16 protein-coding genes are annotated in these 15960 nt (G+C 47.2%); 5 read left to right on the forward strand and 11 right to left on the reverse strand.

The window, feature by feature from the left end:
* Positions 1 to 397: hypothetical protein (locus tag HKN88_03270; protein NNC97073.1), on the reverse strand; the 397-nt coding region annotated here is incomplete at its 3' end.
* 286 nt (positions 398 to 683) lie between these two features.
* On the opposite strand from HKN88_03270, the gene HKN88_03275 reads away from it, so the two are divergent.
* Positions 684 to 1652 (forward strand): AEC family transporter, encoded by a 969-nt coding sequence (locus tag HKN88_03275; GenBank protein ID NNC97074.1) that lies wholly within the window; start codon positions 684 to 686, stop codon positions 1650 to 1652.
* Between the two features lie 8 nt (positions 1653 to 1660).
* Here the strand turns inward: HKN88_03275 and HKN88_03280 are convergent, their stop codons facing one another.
* Genes HKN88_03280 through HKN88_03295 form a run of 4 tightly spaced genes read right to left on the reverse strand, consistent with a single transcriptional unit; the run spans position 1661 to position 4522 of the window.
* Complete coding sequence (locus HKN88_03280) at positions 1661 to 2662, reverse strand: NAD(P)-dependent alcohol dehydrogenase (GenBank protein ID NNC97075.1); 1002 nt, start codon at positions 2660 to 2662, stop codon at positions 1661 to 1663.
* A 15-nt stretch (positions 2663 to 2677) separates the two neighbouring features.
* Positions 2678 to 3052 (reverse strand): energy transducer TonB, encoded by a 375-nt coding sequence (locus HKN88_03285; GenBank protein NNC97076.1) that lies wholly within the window; start codon positions 3050 to 3052, stop codon positions 2678 to 2680.
* 52 nt (positions 3053 to 3104) lie between these two features.
* Positions 3105 to 3983 carry an alpha/beta hydrolase gene (locus HKN88_03290; protein ID NNC97077.1) on the reverse strand — a complete coding sequence of 293 codons (879 nt, stop codon included), beginning with the start codon at positions 3981 to 3983 and terminating at the stop codon, positions 3105 to 3107.
* Positions 3980 to 4522 carry a zf-TFIIB domain-containing protein gene (locus HKN88_03295; GenBank protein NNC97078.1) on the reverse strand — a complete coding sequence of 181 codons (543 nt, stop codon included), beginning with the start codon at positions 4520 to 4522 and terminating at the stop codon, positions 3980 to 3982. The genes HKN88_03290 and HKN88_03295 overlap by 4 nt, the downstream gene beginning before the upstream one ends.
* A 125-nt stretch (positions 4523 to 4647) precedes the next feature.
* Here HKN88_03295 and HKN88_03300 point away from each other — a divergent pair, with 125 nt between their 5' ends.
* The gene (locus HKN88_03300; GenBank protein NNC97079.1) at positions 4648 to 5508 is read left to right on the forward strand and encodes a class I SAM-dependent methyltransferase; all 861 of its coding nucleotides are present in this window, start codon (positions 4648 to 4650) and stop codon (positions 5506 to 5508) included.
* A 21-nt stretch (positions 5509 to 5529) separates the two neighbouring features.
* Here the strand turns inward: HKN88_03300 and HKN88_03305 are convergent, their stop codons facing one another.
* The 6 genes from HKN88_03305 to hutF form a co-directional block, all read right to left on the reverse strand.
* Positions 5530 to 6312: a 2OG-Fe(II) oxygenase gene (locus tag HKN88_03305; GenBank protein NNC97080.1), complete on the reverse strand. Its 783-nt coding sequence runs from the start codon at positions 6310 to 6312 to the stop codon at positions 5530 to 5532.
* Between the two features lie 6 nt (positions 6313 to 6318).
* Entirely contained in the window at positions 6319 to 8058 is a 1740-nt protein-coding gene (locus tag HKN88_03310) for an amidohydrolase (GenBank protein ID NNC97081.1), read from the reverse strand.
* Positions 8059 to 8140: 82 nt separating this feature from the next.
* On the reverse strand, positions 8141 to 8554 hold the full coding sequence (locus tag HKN88_03315) for a RidA family protein (GenBank protein NNC97082.1): 414 nt from the start codon (positions 8552 to 8554) through the stop codon (positions 8141 to 8143).
* A gap of 75 nt (positions 8555 to 8629) precedes the next feature.
* Entirely contained in the window at positions 8630 to 9973 is a 1344-nt protein-coding gene (locus HKN88_03320) for a hypothetical protein (GenBank protein ID NNC97083.1), read from the reverse strand.
* The gene (locus tag HKN88_03325; GenBank protein NNC97084.1) at positions 9974 to 10777 is read right to left on the reverse strand and encodes a hypothetical protein; all 804 of its coding nucleotides are present in this window, start codon (positions 10775 to 10777) and stop codon (positions 9974 to 9976) included. It abuts the gene before it with no gap.
* 8 nt (positions 10778 to 10785) lie between these two features.
* Complete coding sequence (gene hutF / locus HKN88_03330; protein ID NNC97085.1) at positions 10786 to 12132, reverse strand: formimidoylglutamate deiminase; 1347 nt, start codon at positions 12130 to 12132, stop codon at positions 10786 to 10788.
* Between the two features lie 39 nt (positions 12133 to 12171).
* On the opposite strand from hutF, the gene hutI reads away from it, so the two are divergent.
* Genes hutI through HKN88_03345 form a run of 3 tightly spaced genes read left to right on the forward strand, consistent with a single transcriptional unit; the run spans position 12172 to position 15946 of the window.
* Positions 12172 to 13428, forward strand: coding sequence for an imidazolonepropionase (hutI, locus tag HKN88_03335; GenBank protein NNC97086.1), 1257 nt, complete (start codon positions 12172 to 12174; stop codon positions 13426 to 13428).
* A 50-nt stretch (positions 13429 to 13478) separates the two neighbouring features.
* Positions 13479 to 15002, forward strand: a complete 1524-nt coding sequence (gene hutH, locus HKN88_03340; protein NNC97087.1) for a histidine ammonia-lyase — start codon at positions 13479 to 13481, stop codon at positions 15000 to 15002.
* A gap of 11 nt (positions 15003 to 15013) precedes the next feature.
* Complete coding sequence (locus tag HKN88_03345; GenBank protein NNC97088.1) at positions 15014 to 15946, forward strand: diguanylate cyclase; 933 nt, start codon at positions 15014 to 15016, stop codon at positions 15944 to 15946.
* Positions 15947 to 15960 lie beyond the last annotated feature (14 nt).

Genomic DNA, 15960 nt, shown 5'->3' on the forward strand with positions numbered 1-15960 from the left:
CTTTGACCGGATTAAAATTTTCATCATTGCCGTGATAAGCGTAATTACCGGATACTGTTTTACGATGCGGAATTAAAAAATTTGCCGGATCGACGCTGCCATCTAATGTAAAACCAGTTACATAAAATTTTCCCTTATAGGCTTTATTGCCCTTGCCTTCCCATTTACAGCGTGCGTATAGATTTGCCGTCACTTTGGTGATGTGATTGGTATCAATTGCCCCCCACTTTTCACCATCGGTGGAATACACCTTGATAACCGGAGCTTTATCAAAACCCTGAGGTGATGAAAGCTCGAGCTTTTTTACCTTGTTTGCCATAACCTCTGCACTGGTAAATATAAAGACCAGTAAAAATAATAGAATGCCCATACCTTTTAGTGGCTTCGTTAATTCCATGTCGCTTCTCCGGCTTCGCTTTACTTGATGCTTGTATATAGCATGATTATTGACTTTTGAAAATCAGTGCAACTACGTAGACATGCATCGCATCCGGTAAACACCTGTTCTGTATGGATTTTTTTCGGCACACACCAAACTGCCAACGAATTTCAGTAACTCAAACTTGTTTGTTCCAGCCGGTATTTCGTCTTTTCCGGACTTGTGTACACGGCAATTTCATTGCGCATCGCAGCAAAAAGAAGATCAGTCGTTTATAATGCCGCGTCGCGTCAGGACCCAACTCATGCTAGAAACCATACTCATCGCCTCGCCCATTTTCGGCATAGCCATTTTCGGCTTTGCCGCCGCCCGCCTGCACTGGGTATCGGGAAACAACAGTAAAGTATTAACCCGTTTTGTGTTTTATTTTGCGGTTCCACTGTTCCTGCTGCGAAAATTTGTCGATTCGGATCTGCCCGATGTGTTGCCACTGGACTTGTTGGCAAGTTTTTATATTCCGGTTGGTATTTTGTATATATTTAGTTTGTTTGTAACCGCAAAATTATTCCGGCATGACCGTTCCAAATCCGCAATCACGGCCATGAGTTCAACTTTTGGGAATACGGTTTTGCTGGGCTTGCCAGTGCTGTTAAGCACTTATGGTGAAGACGGCGTCGTACCGTTTTTTATTATTTTGGCGTTTCATGGACTCAGTTTGTTCACGGTTACCACAATTCTGTTGGAACGCGCCAAACGCAAGAACCTGGAAGAGTTTGAAGGCTTTCCGGATCAAAAACCCTCATACCTGAGAAGCATTTTTCAATTACTCAACTCAGTGGGTCGCAATCCCATTCTGGTTGCCATTGTTTTGGGTTTAGTGATGAATTCTTTCGAGCTGAAACTGCCCTACACCCTGGACAAGATCGCCGAGATCATGGGTGATACGGTAACCGGAGCGTCGCTGTTCGCATTGGGTGCCACCATGAGTCATTATCGCTTGTCCGGTCAATTGGGTGCCGCGACCTTCATTGCTGTGACCAAGGTGTTGGTGCTGCCTTTGCTCGCCTGGGTGTTTGGCACTTACGTTTTTGCATTGCCGCACAGCTGGCTAATTGCTTTAGTTATTTTTGCAGCCCAACCCACCGGGGTCAGTGCCTATGTGTTTGCCGAGCAATACAAAACCGGTGTTCCTTTATCCACGACCACGGTGATGCTGTCCACGATCATGTCGATGCTGAGTTTGCCGGCGATCATTTACTGGATCATGCAGTGATTCATTGATCACATTTTCAATACCACCCGGTAACGCGCCTTGCCATCGGCCAGATGTTGCATGGCTTCATTGACTTTTTCCATTGGATAAACTTCAACCGTGGGCCGGATATCGTGTCGTGCGGCAAACTCGATCATGGTGGCAATGGTGGCGGGACTACCAACCGGTGAAGAAGAAACCGACTTTTGTGCATTCATCAAGGAACCGGCTGTGATTGCGAGCGGCTCTTGCACGGCACCAACAAAGTGCAAGCGGCCTTTGGTCGTCAGGGTGCTGATGTATAAATTCCAGTCCAGTGTCACATTCACCGTTGAGATGATCAGGTCGAATTGACCACGCGCGGCTTTGATCGCTTCCGGGTCGCGCGAGTTAATGGTTTTATGCGCGCCGAGTTCCAAAGCCTGTTGCATTTTGTCTTCTGAAGACGTAAAGGCCGTTACTTCACAGCCCCATTTGTTCAAAAATCCGAGCGCCATATGCCCCAAACCACCAATGCCGATGACCCCGACCTTACCGGTCGGCTTTAATTCGTAATCATGGATCGGAGTGAACACTGTGATGCCGCCGCAAAATAATGGACCGGCACTTTCCACATCCAGATCATCGGGTAACACAATGGCGCTGGCTGCTTGAACGCGAACCTTGTCAGCAAAACCTCCATGCCGACCGATGATGATGCCTTGCGCCTGGCGGCAGAGATTGTGGTCGCCCTGCATGCATTGTTTACAGCTTAAGCAATATCCTGCGTGCCAACCTATACCAACGCGTTGCCCAACCTTACGTGACGAGACATTGCTGCCGACCTGGCTGATGGTTCCAACCACTTCGTGTCCGGGCACAAATGGAAACTGGGTAATGCCCCAGTCGTTATTCAGCATGCTCAGATCACTGTGGCAAATTCCACAGTATTCGACCTTCACTTCAACATCGTCTTGACCCAGCTCACCTGGATCGTACTCGAATGGCTCCAGTTTTCCACCGGCTTGGTTTGCAGCATAGGCTTTGATCATGAGATTTTCCTGTATTTATTCTTGATGGTAATTTTCCGGATATTTATCCAGGTCGTATTCAAACCGGTAACTCATACCGGTAATCGAGGTCGGCTTGCCATTGACATGCCTGGGCGTGTATTGAAACTGATAAATGGCTAATAAAGCGGAAGCGTCGAACACATCCGGCTGACTGCTGCTTGTTATCACCGGATTTATAACCGTGCCTTTATCAGTGACGGTATAGCGAACCCAGGCCCAGCCTTCAATGCCTTCCGCCAATGCTTTAGGCGGGTAAACGGGTTTCGCTTTTTTAACCATCACCGCCGGTTCAATGTTCATGTTCTCTTGCGGAGTTTCGCAAGCCGTTAATACAACAACACAAAAAAGTAATAATATTCGCTTAGACATAGATATGACTTTTAACATTTAGCTATTTGTTCCAAAAACTATTCGAAGATAATCAAATATGACTTGTCCAGACTTGAGCATTTTCCAACATCGGAAAGTGTCCCAGGCCTGACAATATGGTTTTGCGACTGTTCCTGGTCTCGTCGGAAATAACCTGCGCCATTTCCACCACCGCCACCGGATCATCTTCAGCCCATAAAATATGCATTGGCAATTGAGTCTCGCGCAAAGCTCCTATCCAGCGATCCCAGTGGGTATAGCGTTGATCAATGTATCGGGTCACCCTGGCCAACACTCGCCGGCCGTTATTATGCAACATCATGGCCCAGATGGCATCGAGTTCTTGGTCATCCACTTTGCTGGCATCGGAATAGATGCGCTGAAAATTGCGTTTAAGCGTGCGCTTGCTGGCCAATCGTGCAATCAACGGGCCCACAAAACGACTTTTGAGCAATTTTTGGATCGGGCGTAGTTGCGATAACTCAATATGCATACTGCCATTGCATAAGGTGACATTTTCGATAGAAATATCCAGTTCCTTATGATTGTGGCGATGGATAATCTCTGTGGCCACGCTGGTGCCGTAGTCGTGCGCCAAGAGGTGCATGCTTTGCACCCCCAATTGCTTCCAGAGCTCTAAGGCAAAAGAGGCTTGATCGATCAATTGGTACCCGTATGCGACAGGTTTGTCGGATAAACCAAAACCGAGGTGGTCGTGCATGATCACGCGATAGTGTTGCCTGAGAATTGGCAAAGCTTTCCAGTAGTCGTAACTGGACGTGGGGTAGCCGTGCAAAATACACAAGACCGGTTTGTCGGTCTCGCCAGTATCAATAACAAACAACTCATGCCTACCAAGACCGGGTAAGGAAAGCCGATGATATTCACCCATGGCTTGCCAGTCCTGCATAGATGGCGCAGCTGCGCTCATAACAAAAGGTCTTTTTTCAGATAATGAATAATGTCATGTTTTTTATTGTGCTTGTCAATCCAGGCCTTGAGCTTGGTGATGGTTTTAAAATCTTGCTCGCCTAATTGATCTTCCAGCTTTACCAAATAATCTTGTTGGAATTCTTGTTCACGAATACGCACTTGCCAGGGCGTGTTAAAAATTACCGTGAAATGATCCTTGATGCCCAGATCCTCAAGCATTTTCCATTCACCATTATCAAACCACACATCGCCGCAGTCCTTGCACAAGTCGATCTGATTATCCACCTTGGAAGAAAAACGGTATTTGGTCATCAATTTGTAGCATTTCGGGCATGTGATGACCTGTTTGGTGTTTTTAACTTCTTGTAATTCGTGCTGAGTATCGGTTTTAGTGAACTCCGGCTGACGATCCAGCCAGTCGCGATAGGACAATATACTAACCAAAACCCCGCGGCAATCCACGCACGACATGGCGGGTAATCCGTACTCCAAACGCACTGGGACCATTTTTTGCTGTATGCATGCAGGACATTTCACGTTTACTCTCCCTTATTCACGGTATTTTTGAGTATCAATATTCACTCACTATAAGCAAAAATCCGTATAATTTCCAAATCATTTTTACTTGACTAAAAAAAACGGAACATTCAGGAGTTAATCACATGCGACCATGGCTATATTCCATTCTAATTCTTACTCTGCTGTTGAGCGCTTGTGGTAAAAACGAGCCGGCAAAAACCGAGTACATTGAAAGCACCCCGAAAGTCATCACCATTCGCGAGTCATTGCAAATGGCTATTGATGGTGAGCATCGCTCCGACAAAAATCGTGCACGTGACCAGTATCGACATCCTGCCGCAACCCTGGAATTTTTCGGGGTTAAACCCGAATCCACGGTGGTTGAGCTATGGCCCGGCAGTGGCTGGTATTCGGAGATCTTGGGGCCGTATTTACGCGACAAAGGAACCTTTTATGCCGCAAGTTTTGGCAATGTCAAAGAACCGGAGTATCGCGGGCGTTTACACAATAGTCTACTGAACAAATTCGCCACAGCTACCGAAGTTTATGGCAAACCCAATGTCACCACGCTTAATCCACCATTACAAACCTTGTTGGCACCATCCAATACAGCCGACTTTGTTCTGACATTCCGCAATGTACATAACTGGACCAAAGGCGAAGTGGATAAAAAAGTTTTCCAGGCTGCTTATCAGGCTCTTAAACCCGGTGGCGTATTCGGCGTGGTCGAACATCGTGCCCCCGAAGGTCGTGCGGTTGAAGATATGATGACCTCGGGTTACATGACCGAATCCTACGTGATCGAACTGGCTGAAAGTGTTGGATTTAAACTCGCGGGTAAGTCTGAAGTGAACGCCAATCCAAAAGATACTGCCGAGCATGAAAAAGGTGTCTGGACACTGCCACCAAGTTTACGTTTGAAGGATGTGGATCGAGACAAGTATCTGGCGATTGGTGAAAGTGATCGCATGACCTTGAAGTTTGTGAAACCGGCGAAGATGTAATTGCTTGATGCCTTTGTTTCTTCATACTCTTCCATAAAAAGTCATTCTTGCTGATTTGGATAAGGCAATTCCTGGCTCCGAGTTATAGGCTAGCACAACCAACATTCGTGTTGTTTCGCCTATAACCGGGGTTACACGATGCATTGCATTGCGACCTCGAAACAATAATAAAGTACCTGCTTTCAAGCTTAATTTTTTCGCAGTAATTTCACCATCCAAAACCCTGGTAGCGATTGCATAATTCACATCTCCCGCATCTGCATCACGTACATCTTTAACATACTCAAACTCACCGCCACTTTGCGGTTCCTGAATTAATAAAGTAATCGCGAATGATGAATTATCAAAATGCCATCCCAATTGCTGTCCTTTATCCGCATAATGCAAGTTGATGGATGACATCGAATCGGCATAAGGATGCAAAGCCTTTTCATTCAAAACCGAACACAGAAAGCTCTTGAATTCATTGGAGTTATACAATAAATGCAAGCACGAGTCTTGCGGGATCTGGTCGGTGGTAATACACCCTTTGGTGGAAGTTATTTGCCGGTTTCGAGGATGCCGGTCTGGAAAGTTTGAATCTGGCTCGGATAAATAAATATTATGCGTGCGTTCTGAAAAGTACGCTAAATGCTGTTGTTGCAAGCCTTCACGTCGAATTGATTCGATCGAATTCCTGGTCAGAAAATCAGGTAACAACAATACACCATTTTTATCGAGAATATTTTTACACTCCACCTGAAAATCCGCATCACTCAGTGGGTGTTTTATAACATTTACAACATTTTGTAAGGAATTGGTCATGTAAGTTTAAGGTGTAATTATCTCGTTCCCATGCACAAAGGTTTTTTGCACTTTTATATCCTTTATTTTTTCCAAGGGAACTGCGTAAGGATCAGCGTCCACTACAATAAAATCAGCGTACTTTCCTTGCTCCAATGAACCGATCTTATTTTCCATGCCAATTTGCCAGGCTGCTTGAATGGTCATGGCTTTTAATGCCGAATCGACCTGAATTGAATGCTCAATACCAATAGTTGTGCCCTCTTTGGTTTTGCGTTCTATTGCGGTTTGCATTAAATGAAAGGGCTTACTTTCAAACATGGGTTGATCGGCGTGCATGGAATACTGCATACCAATACCCTGTGCAAATGCGATTGGTAACATTGCTCCAGCACGCCTTGTACCGAGAATATCTTGTTGCAAGGCTTGGCCGTAATAATACAAATGATTGGTGTGAAAATTCGCGCTCATGCCCATATTGTGTAATTCATTCAGACTGTCAGTCGAGATCATTAAAGCGTGTTCAATCCGATGTCTGCCACTGGTGACATCCATAGTTTGATTCACATCTGCAAAAGCCTGTACTACCTCGTGATTGGCCTGATCACCCTGGGCGTGTACGGCAATTTGCCAGCCTTGTTGATGATATTGTTTTATGAAGTTCTGTAACTCACCAGGGGCAAGCAATGCCTTACCCGCGTAACCTGGTGCTATATGCAAGCCGTTTCGGGTTAAGTCTGAGTCCAAATACGGTTTTTGCAAATACATGGAACCGGTATACGGTGAACCGTCGTACCAATGTTTTACCCCGAGAATATTGTAAAAATCATTCTCGGTTTTATTCTCGGGCAATAATTCAACCCGGTCGTGCCGCATATAAAGAAAATGTCGTGGATTGGCTTCTCGTTCGGGTAAAAAACCCAACTTGCTTAGGAGTTGATTCAAAAAAACCGGTTTTTGGTCAGAGAGATGCTGATACAAACGCAAAGGCTTGGCATTGGTAATACTGATACCGGCGGAGACCACGGTGGTGTTACCGTTTTGGGCGTAGCCTTGCATGACTTTTACCGTGGAATCCAGTAACACACTTGAAGTAAGGGCTTCCTTCAGCATGATCTCGTAAAAAGGTAATAAGGCTTCTTGCTCAACGATCAAACCGGTCAAATTCCCCTGCGAGTCTTTTTCGTAATAACTGGACTCACTGGGACTGACGGTATCACGGCTAATTTCTGCTTTCTCAAAGGCCAGCGAATTAGCCCAATAGGTATGCAAACTTTGCGACAGGATCATTACCGGATTATCTGGCGCAAGTGCATCCAGGAACTGAATATCGGGCGTTTGCAGATCAGCAACTAAAATGGGATCCAGGCCTTTACAGATTATCCATTCACCGGGTTCATAGTTTGCGACTTCTTGTTTTAAATATGCCCATACTGCCCGATCACTGGAATGTGTGAAACCGGACAAATCTACCATGGATTCCAGGAATGAAGACAAGGCGACATGGGAATGACTATCAATAAACCCGGGAAGAACTGTCGCACCCTCCAGGTCAACGCGATTTTTAAAATGTTCGGACGGTATCGAATCACCAATTTCTATAATCAGTCCATTTTCTACCACCATTGATTCAGCACGCGGCATTTCATCATTCAGGGTTATGATGTTTCCATTGTAGTAATAAGTGAGTGCTGCTTTGTTAAAGTCTTGTGCAAGCCAAAAATAAGCGGCGATTAGTACAAGTAATAGAAGCAGGATTTTTTTCATCGTTGTAATTTCATAAAATCTTGATAATAAATTTATACAAAAACGTCACCGAAAACGTTGGTCAACCACTTGCACTCATTGCTTATGCGGCTGCTTCAATCTCTATTTCCACCATCAACTCTGGAAGCACCAGGCGATTAACACCCAACAAACTTTGGGGTGGACGAGTTCCTGCCGGGGCTATCCATTCAGCATACACATCGTAATTAGCCAGGAATCCATCGATATCCGTTGTATAGAATCTGAGTGCGACTATATTGGCTTTTTCCATTCCAGCTTTTTCCAATATGGCATCCACATTCCGCAAGCTGTGTTGCATTTGACCACGAATATCATTTGGCGATACGACAGCAAAACCCAGCTCGGTATCGGGAGCTGGATCGACCGAGACCTGACCTGAGCATCTGAGATGTTTGCTTGTGCCTTCCACAATTTCGCCTTGATCCATACTGAATTGAAGACCCCAATCGACCGGATTGATAGATGTGCGTTGCATAAGTAATTCTCCTGTTGTTCATTTAATCTAAGCTGGTCAAACAGTAGCATGATCTCTTAAATGCTTAAACCGGTTTTATTTACGATAACTTTCTCGTAACAATTCCGGAACATTACTTGCATCGGTCTCAAAGCCATTAGCGCCTTTTACGCCAAAGATAGCAACTGGCTGGAACATCGCTGTTTCCAAAGCCAGATCGCACAGATCCTCTGCCGATAAGGTTGGTCGCCCGGCCCGCTCTCGGAGTTCGATGTCCATGTGTTCGATGCCGTCAAAAGCGCGATACATAAGCTCAGTACACACCAGACGGTCGGAACGGAAAAAGTCAAAATCAAAGTTATATTGTTTGCCTTCATGCACCACGATCCGCTCGATCGCCTGTTTGATGCCATTTTGCGAAATAGTCGGACGCAAGATCACAAAACCATCTACGGCCAGAGTATTTTCCAATGGCCGAAACAACACCCCGTCTTTTAAGGCTTCAAAGGTGCATTTATTGCCGTTCCAGCGCTTTTGCACGCGAGCATCCAGTTCAATCTTATAGGCCTCGCGCTCTTTATCCGAACCGACGAACAAGGCGGCGTGCGGCCAATAACCGGGTAACAGAAAATTGGTTAATGCCATGCGATGCCGGGTAACCAACACGTCACCCGGCAGCAAGATTTCACGCGCCTGGGCACGAATTCGCTCATCCACGCGATTAAGTTTAGGATTATTGATCTCGGAAAAAACCCGACCCGAGGCTTCCAGGATCTTGAACTGGGTGTGTTGTCTAATGGTCGCGCCACGTCGTTTGACCGCGTGTCGTAAAAAATGATGGGCGCGTTTTAAATACTGTTGTTTGCTTGGATCAAGATAGCCGCGATAACGCCAGATATTATCCACAAATTGTCCAACGTCCTTATCCTGAGCCAGACGCTTGATCTTACTGCGCTCCTTGGCGGCAAAATTCATCACCATCAACATGCGCTGCGCATTATCGATATCAATAAAGGACTCGAATATGTGGGTGTATTGTTTTCGCGCCACATTCAAATGTGGAATGCCCTCGTTAAGTTTGCGCTGGATAAACGTGTGGGTAGCGAATTGTTCGAGTAAAAAACGATCCAGCCGTACCACATGACATGCCGTGACATAGCCGATCACAAACATTTGATACTCTTCGTAGGTAGACAGATTTTTCAGGCCCACGGTGACTTCTTCGTGTGCGGTATCAATAATGTCCCACAGATTGCCACGGATGGTCAGAAACTTGGCAAACCATTCTGTTATGCGTTCGTCTTGTTCAGGCCGAAAATATTTGGCCTCAATGATCAGCTGCAACTCCTGTGGCGCAATGGCATCTTGCTCAACTTCGGGCACCAGCTCGATCAGGGATGCCAGAGTGCGTGACAATTGCGCTATACGTGCCGGATCCACTCAGTGCTCCAATGATTCCAGCAGCGCAACAAACAGAGCCTCAAGACGTGTCTTGGCTTGAATGAAGCGTTGTGACTGAACAGCTAGCTGTGCATCACCTGCGTGTTCGGACTGCATATACACTTCCTGATTCATTTCTATTTGTAGCGCTTCAACGTTTGCGTCCTGCCCATAGTGATGGGTAATGTAACCGCCTTTGTATGGTTGGTTCTTTTGCACACTGAATTTGTGCTGCATAAATTCATCCGCAATCATTTGGGTCCATTGCCCGGAACAACTGTTTCCATCGCGATCGCCCAGATAAATATCTTTATCCAGTTCGGCGTGGATTAGGGTTGCCGACTTGGCAATACTGTGCAGATCGAACAAATACACTTTCCCATGCGCTTGCTGAAGACTTGTCAGGCATTGCTGCAAGGCACGGTGGTAAGGCACATGCACTTGTTGCGTATACAGATCTATTTGTTGTTGTGACGGATAACTGGAAAAGATGGATCGCCCCTGAAAATCTGAATCGGCGACCAATTTGGTCTCGAACCGACCCGGGTACAATTCCAATGGGAGGGGTGAGCGATTCATATCAATAACATAGCGACTGACATTCGCGGCGACCACACTTACCCCTAGACCTGGTAAAAAGTCGTATAGATGATACAAAAACCAATCGGTCATGGGCAAATGCGCCACGCTTTTATTCGCAAACAAGACCCGGATGTCATCTGGTACATAGGTGCCGGAATGCGGAATACTCGCAAGCACGGGAAGTGCGGGTCCGACTGGCTGGGTCAAGGTAAAAGCTTGCACAGTTTTCCCTAGACCATTTTCAAAGATCGCATCGTGGTAGCGAAGTCTTTTTCTATCTCATCTGCAAACACATGTTGCTGCCCATTGACCACTTGTTTACCACCGACATACACCTCTTTCACCAGGTCTCTTGCCCCACCAATAACGGCCGCGTCCAGCATGCGTTCAACCGGTAAACCGTTGAGCGGGGCTCGCTTTGTATCCAGCACCACGATGTCGGCAAAATGCCCGGTTTGCAGTTCGCCTACAGTAAATTGCACTGCTTTGGCTCCAGCCTTGGCAGTCATATCCCAGAGGCTGTGGCCGATACCCTGACTGGAAGCCAGACGTGAACGCTTGCGACTGATCAAGCGCTGGTTGTATTCCAGAAAACGCATTTCACCCAGCGCATCAATACGCGTGTTACTGTCGGTACCTAGCGCAAAACGGCCACCCGACTGGAAAAACTGGGCAGCGGGAAACACCCCGTCGCCCAAATACGCCTCGGTATACGGACACAAAACAACTTGCGCATGCGCGCGCGCCAGAAGATCCATCTCGCGACCATTAATGTGGGTCGCATGGATCAGATTCCATTGCGAGGTCAAGGGCACGCTATCGGCCAGTAATTGCACGGGTGAGGCGTGATGTGCGCTGAGACAATCTTGCACTTCTTTTTTTTGTTCGGCGATGTGGATGTGCACCGGGAAATTTTTACCCAAAATGGCTTCGGCGTAATGTAAGAGCTTGGGAATATTTTCAATCGGGACGGCGCGTAATGAATGCGGCGCAACCCCGGTTGCCACATGTTTATTGCAATGTTCAAGCAATTTGCAGTATTGCGACAAGGATGCGATCACAAAACGGTAATGTTCGGGTTGTGCGGGCAAGGTAAAACCGCCGCGCATGTACAAGACCGGCAACAGGCGCAATCGGATCCCGGTGTCGCGAGCAGCCAGAATGATGGCATCCAACATCGCAAGGGTGGCAGTGCCCTCCTTATCGTGATGCAAATAATGAAATTCTGCCACCGAGGTAAAACCGGCTTGCAACATTTCCATAAAGGCCTGGCGTGCAATGCCGTATAGCTGTTTTTCATCGAGTTGATTGGCCAGGGCATACATGCTTTGCCGCCAACTCCAGAAATTCTCATCGCCTTTTTTGAAATTCGGGATCTCGCCATAGCCGATCAAGGCACGCTGGAAACTGTGACTGTGCGCATTGGGAATGCCTGGCAGGGCCAGACCGGGTCGGCAAATTGCCGCATTGGCGTCCGCGATACGGCTAATACGGCCTTCATTTCCGATGGTTATGGTCTGGTTTTCACGCAATCCATCCGGAGTCAGCACATATTGAAAACTCAATGATTCGGGCATACGGCTTATCTTGTGTCCTATTCCTGTTAGCAGCTTATAATGACTTTTTTATTTACCTGGATCAACCGGCCTGTGAAGCAACATAGCGATCAACAAAGCGTGCATGATCTGGTTATCCATAATGCACGATTGTACCCGATGTCGGGGAATATTGAGTGTTCCGAGTGTGATCAGATTGCGATTGATAATGGCCTGATCAGTTCGATCAGCAAAAGTCAGTCAGAGGGTGTTTTAGCCGCCCGCACAAGCATCGATGCACAACAGCGCGTATTATTACCGTCTTTTATCGATTGTCACACCCACATTGTGTACGCGGGAGATCGCAGCGCAGAACATAACCAGCGCTTACGCGGGGTGGATTATGCCGAGATTCACGCCAGTGGCGGTGGCATCTACGCCACAGTGAACGCGGTTCGCAAGGCCGATGAGGCTGAATTGATCCAGCAAAGCATGCAACGCATCCAAGCCTTACAAAGCGAAGGTGTGACCACGCTTGAGATCAAAAGTGGTTACGGTCTGGATACTGATAATGAATTAAAAATGCTGGGTGCGATCCGCACCCTCAAGCAAAACCTGCCGATGAATATCGTGAGCACTTTCCTAGGCGCCCACACCATTCCCAAAAACACCACCCAGAATGAATATCTTGATTTGATCATTTCCGAGATGTTGCCGCTTATTGCCAAACACGATCTGGCCGACGCTGTAGACATGTATGTTGAGAACATCGCTTTTGATAACGCAGCCATGACACAGTTATTTAAAGCCGCCCAAGACCTCAAGCTGAATACCCGGGTGCACGCCGAACAATTGAGTCATATGCGCGCTGCCGAAACGGCGGCCTCGCTGGGCGCCTTGAGTGCGGACCATTTGGAGTATCTGGATAAAGGTGGAGCGCGGGTTATGGGCGAACACGGCTGTGTTGCCGTTTTGCTACCCAACGCCTTTTACTTTCTGCAAGAAACCCGCAAGCCACCCGTCGCCTCGTTACGCAAACATAAGGTATCGATTGCTGTAGCCAGTGACACCAATCCCGGCACTTCACCCATTCCAAGTTTGTTAACCGCATTGCATTTTTCGGTGCATTTGTTCGGTCTTGATTGCCAGGAAGCCTTATTGGGAATCAGCTTGAATGCAGCAAAAGCCCTGGGCTTGCAACAAAAGCTTGGCAGCCTCGAAGTCGGCAAACAAGCAGACTTGGCTTTATGGGACATCCCAGGCCCGGAGTTTTTATGTTATCAACTGGGTGGTTTGGGTCCCGACCAGGTTTGGCACAAGGGAGTAATGTGCCGTTAGTACTTAGAATTTGAATTTAAATTTTTTAGACTGATCATTGAGAATACAACATGAGTAATATCATTACACTGACTGGCAATGACCTCAAGCTGGAACACATCCATGCGTGTTTTGCAGGACCAGTAAAGGCCCAACTGTGTGATAGCGCCAAAACCCGAATGCAACAAAGTGTTGATACAGTTGTTCGTGTCGTTACCGATAATAAAACCTGTTATGGCATCAACACCGGCTTTGGCGCATTCGCGAAACAGAGTATTTCATCAAAACAAGTGCAACAACTACAGTTAAACCTGGTGCGCAGTCACGCCTGTGGTGTGGGCAATGAACTGGAACCCGGACTGGTGCGCGCAATAATGTTATTAAAAGCCAATAGTCTGGCACAAGGGGTGTCCGGGATCCGCCCACAAGTGCTTGAAACCTTATTGGCCTTGCTTAATAAGGATGTGATTCCACGAATTCCCGCTCAAGGTTCGGTTGGCGCCTCGGGTGATCTTGCACCACTCGCACATCTTGCCTTGTGTTTGATCGGCGAAGGCAAGGCGCAACATGCCGGGCAAACTTTGCAGGCTGAAAAAGTTTTGCATGCGGTCGGATGCAAGCCTGAAGTTTTACAAGCCAAGGAAGGACTGGCTTTACTCAACGGAACCCAGGTCAGTGCCGCCTTAGCAATGCAAGCGGCCAGACAAACCCGTGTATTACTCAAAACCTCGATCCTGGCGGGAGCCTTATCGGTGGAAGCCTTGTGCGGAAGTTATGCTCCTTTTGATGCGCGCATTCATCAGGTCAGAAACCTCGACACCCAGGCGCGCATTGCCGCGGCTTTTCGGAGTCTGTTAAGTGGCAGCAGCGTGAACCAGAGTCACACCGCCTGTGACCGGGTACAAGATCCTTACGCCCTGCGTTGCATGCCGCAAGTTTATGGTGCGGTTTTGGCCACACTCGAACACGCCGAAGAAATTCTGCAAAAGGAATGCAACTCTGTGTCGGACAATCCCTTGATCTTTGACGACGAGGTCTTATCAGGCGGTAATTTTCATGCGGCTCCATTGGGCTTTGTGAGTGATTTTCTGGCCATCGCATTGACTGAATTGGGAAATATGTCAGAACGCCGCACAGATTGTTTGTTGCGGCAGGTCAATCCGGCCTTGAATATGTTTTTAACCAGCTCGCCCGGGCTTGAGTCCGGATTAATGATGGCGCATGTCACCGCCGCCGCATTGGCGTCGGAAAACAAAACATTGGCGCACCCGGCTTCTGTGGACACCATTCCGACCTCGGCAGGCCAGGAAGACCATGTCAGTATGGCACCCTGGGCTGGACGTAAGTGTCTGAATATTTGTGAGAATGTTGTTAATATTCTGGCCATTGAGCTACTATGCGCCAGCCGTGGCTTGCACGCGCTGCTACCGCTGGAAACCACAGTCGAATTAAAACCCCTGCTTGCTACAATTCAGTTATTGAGTGAAGACAGCTTGCAGGATCAGCCATTTGCTACTTGTATTCAGGCCCTGTCTAATGCGATTATGTCGCAAGCATTAATTACAAATATAATTATCCAGGGTCGCAAGGCCTAAAGGTTTAAATTATGAGTGATCTGAGCCAAGAATTATTTCGACAGGTAATCGACCATTTTGATACCGGAATTATAGTGACCGAGAATCACACCTCGGACTGGTCGGTCTGTTATGTGAATTCGACCTTCACCGAAATGACCGGATACACCGAAGAAGATGTGCTGGGAAAAAACCCACGATTTCTACAGAATGACGACGAACAACAAGCCGCATTGTACGACTTGCATACCGCCTTGAATCAAAACACTTCTTGCACCGTGACCTTGCGAAATTACACCAAAGACGGTGATGCTTTCTGGAATCGATTGACCATCCGACCATTATTGTCCAAAGAAGGCATCATCACGCACTATGTCGGCAGCATGAAAAACCTGGGCAAGATCACCAGCGATGAACTCGAAAGAGCTCGGCGTAAAGCCAACCATGTAACGGCCTTCCGTGACCAGCAAACCGGTTTATTCAATCAGGAATATTTTGAATCGCATTTTGTGCGTGACTGGCACTTGTGGTTGCGCGAGAAAAAAGACATCACATTGGTTATGTTCACCCCGGACCATTTCGAGATCTACAAAAAAACCTTTGGATTAGCCGCGGCTGAGTCAGCCTTGCGTAAGATCGCCTATCTGATCAATACCAATTTGCAACGTGCCAGTGATACCGTTGCCCGCTATAAAGAAAACAGTATTGTTGCTTTGATGCAAGGTGACTTCACCGAAGATAAACGCTATTTTCTAGACCAGATTGCCGACAAGATCCATGATCTGTGTGTCCATCACCCGCATTCACCGGATGAACAGTATCTCACTGTGAGTTTGACCGCCGTTTCGGCCCAGCCGGACCATGATAAAAACCCGGGTGAGCTACTTAATAAACTGGTCACGCTGCACAACTCTCAAGACGTAAACAGCAACGCCCGTCAATTTTATGAGTACACCCCGCAGTAATTAATTTGCGGTTT

Source organism: Gammaproteobacteria bacterium (assembly GCA_013001575.1).
GTDB lineage: Bacteria > Pseudomonadota > Gammaproteobacteria > Steroidobacterales > JABDMI01 > JABDMI01.

What these genes read in the sequence shown, in the direction of transcription:
- HKN88_03275 (NNC97074.1), top strand. Translation starts at nt 684, where the DNA reads ATGCTAGAAACCATACTCATCGCCTCGCCCATTTTCGGCATAGCCATT.
- HKN88_03280 (NNC97075.1), bottom strand. Translation starts at nt 2,662, where the DNA reads ATGATCAAAGCCTATGCTGCAAACCAAGCCGGTGGAAAACTGGAGCCA.
- HKN88_03285 (NNC97076.1), bottom strand. Translation starts at nt 3,052, where the DNA reads ATGTCTAAGCGAATATTATTACTTTTTTGTGTTGTTGTATTAACGGCT.
- HKN88_03290 (NNC97077.1), bottom strand. Translation starts at nt 3,983, where the DNA reads ATGAGCGCAGCTGCGCCATCTATGCAGGACTGGCAAGCCATGGGTGAA.
- HKN88_03300 (NNC97079.1), top strand. Translation starts at nt 4,648, where the DNA reads ATGCGACCATGGCTATATTCCATTCTAATTCTTACTCTGCTGTTGAGC.
- HKN88_03305 (NNC97080.1), bottom strand. Translation starts at nt 6,312, where the DNA reads ATGACCAATTCCTTACAAAATGTTGTAAATGTTATAAAACACCCACTG.
- HKN88_03310 (NNC97081.1), bottom strand. Translation starts at nt 8,058, where the DNA reads ATGAAAAAAATCCTGCTTCTATTACTTGTACTAATCGCCGCTTATTTT.
- HKN88_03315 (NNC97082.1), bottom strand. Translation starts at nt 8,554, where the DNA reads ATGCAACGCACATCTATCAATCCGGTCGATTGGGGTCTTCAATTCAGT.
- hutF (NNC97085.1), bottom strand. Translation starts at nt 12,132, where the DNA reads ATGCCCGAATCATTGAGTTTTCAATATGTGCTGACTCCGGATGGATTG.
- hutI (NNC97086.1), top strand. Translation starts at nt 12,172, where the DNA reads ATGACTTTTTTATTTACCTGGATCAACCGGCCTGTGAAGCAACATAGC.
- hutH (NNC97087.1), top strand. Translation starts at nt 13,479, where the DNA reads ATGAGTAATATCATTACACTGACTGGCAATGACCTCAAGCTGGAACAC.
- HKN88_03345 (NNC97088.1), top strand. Translation starts at nt 15,014, where the DNA reads ATGAGTGATCTGAGCCAAGAATTATTTCGACAGGTAATCGACCATTTT.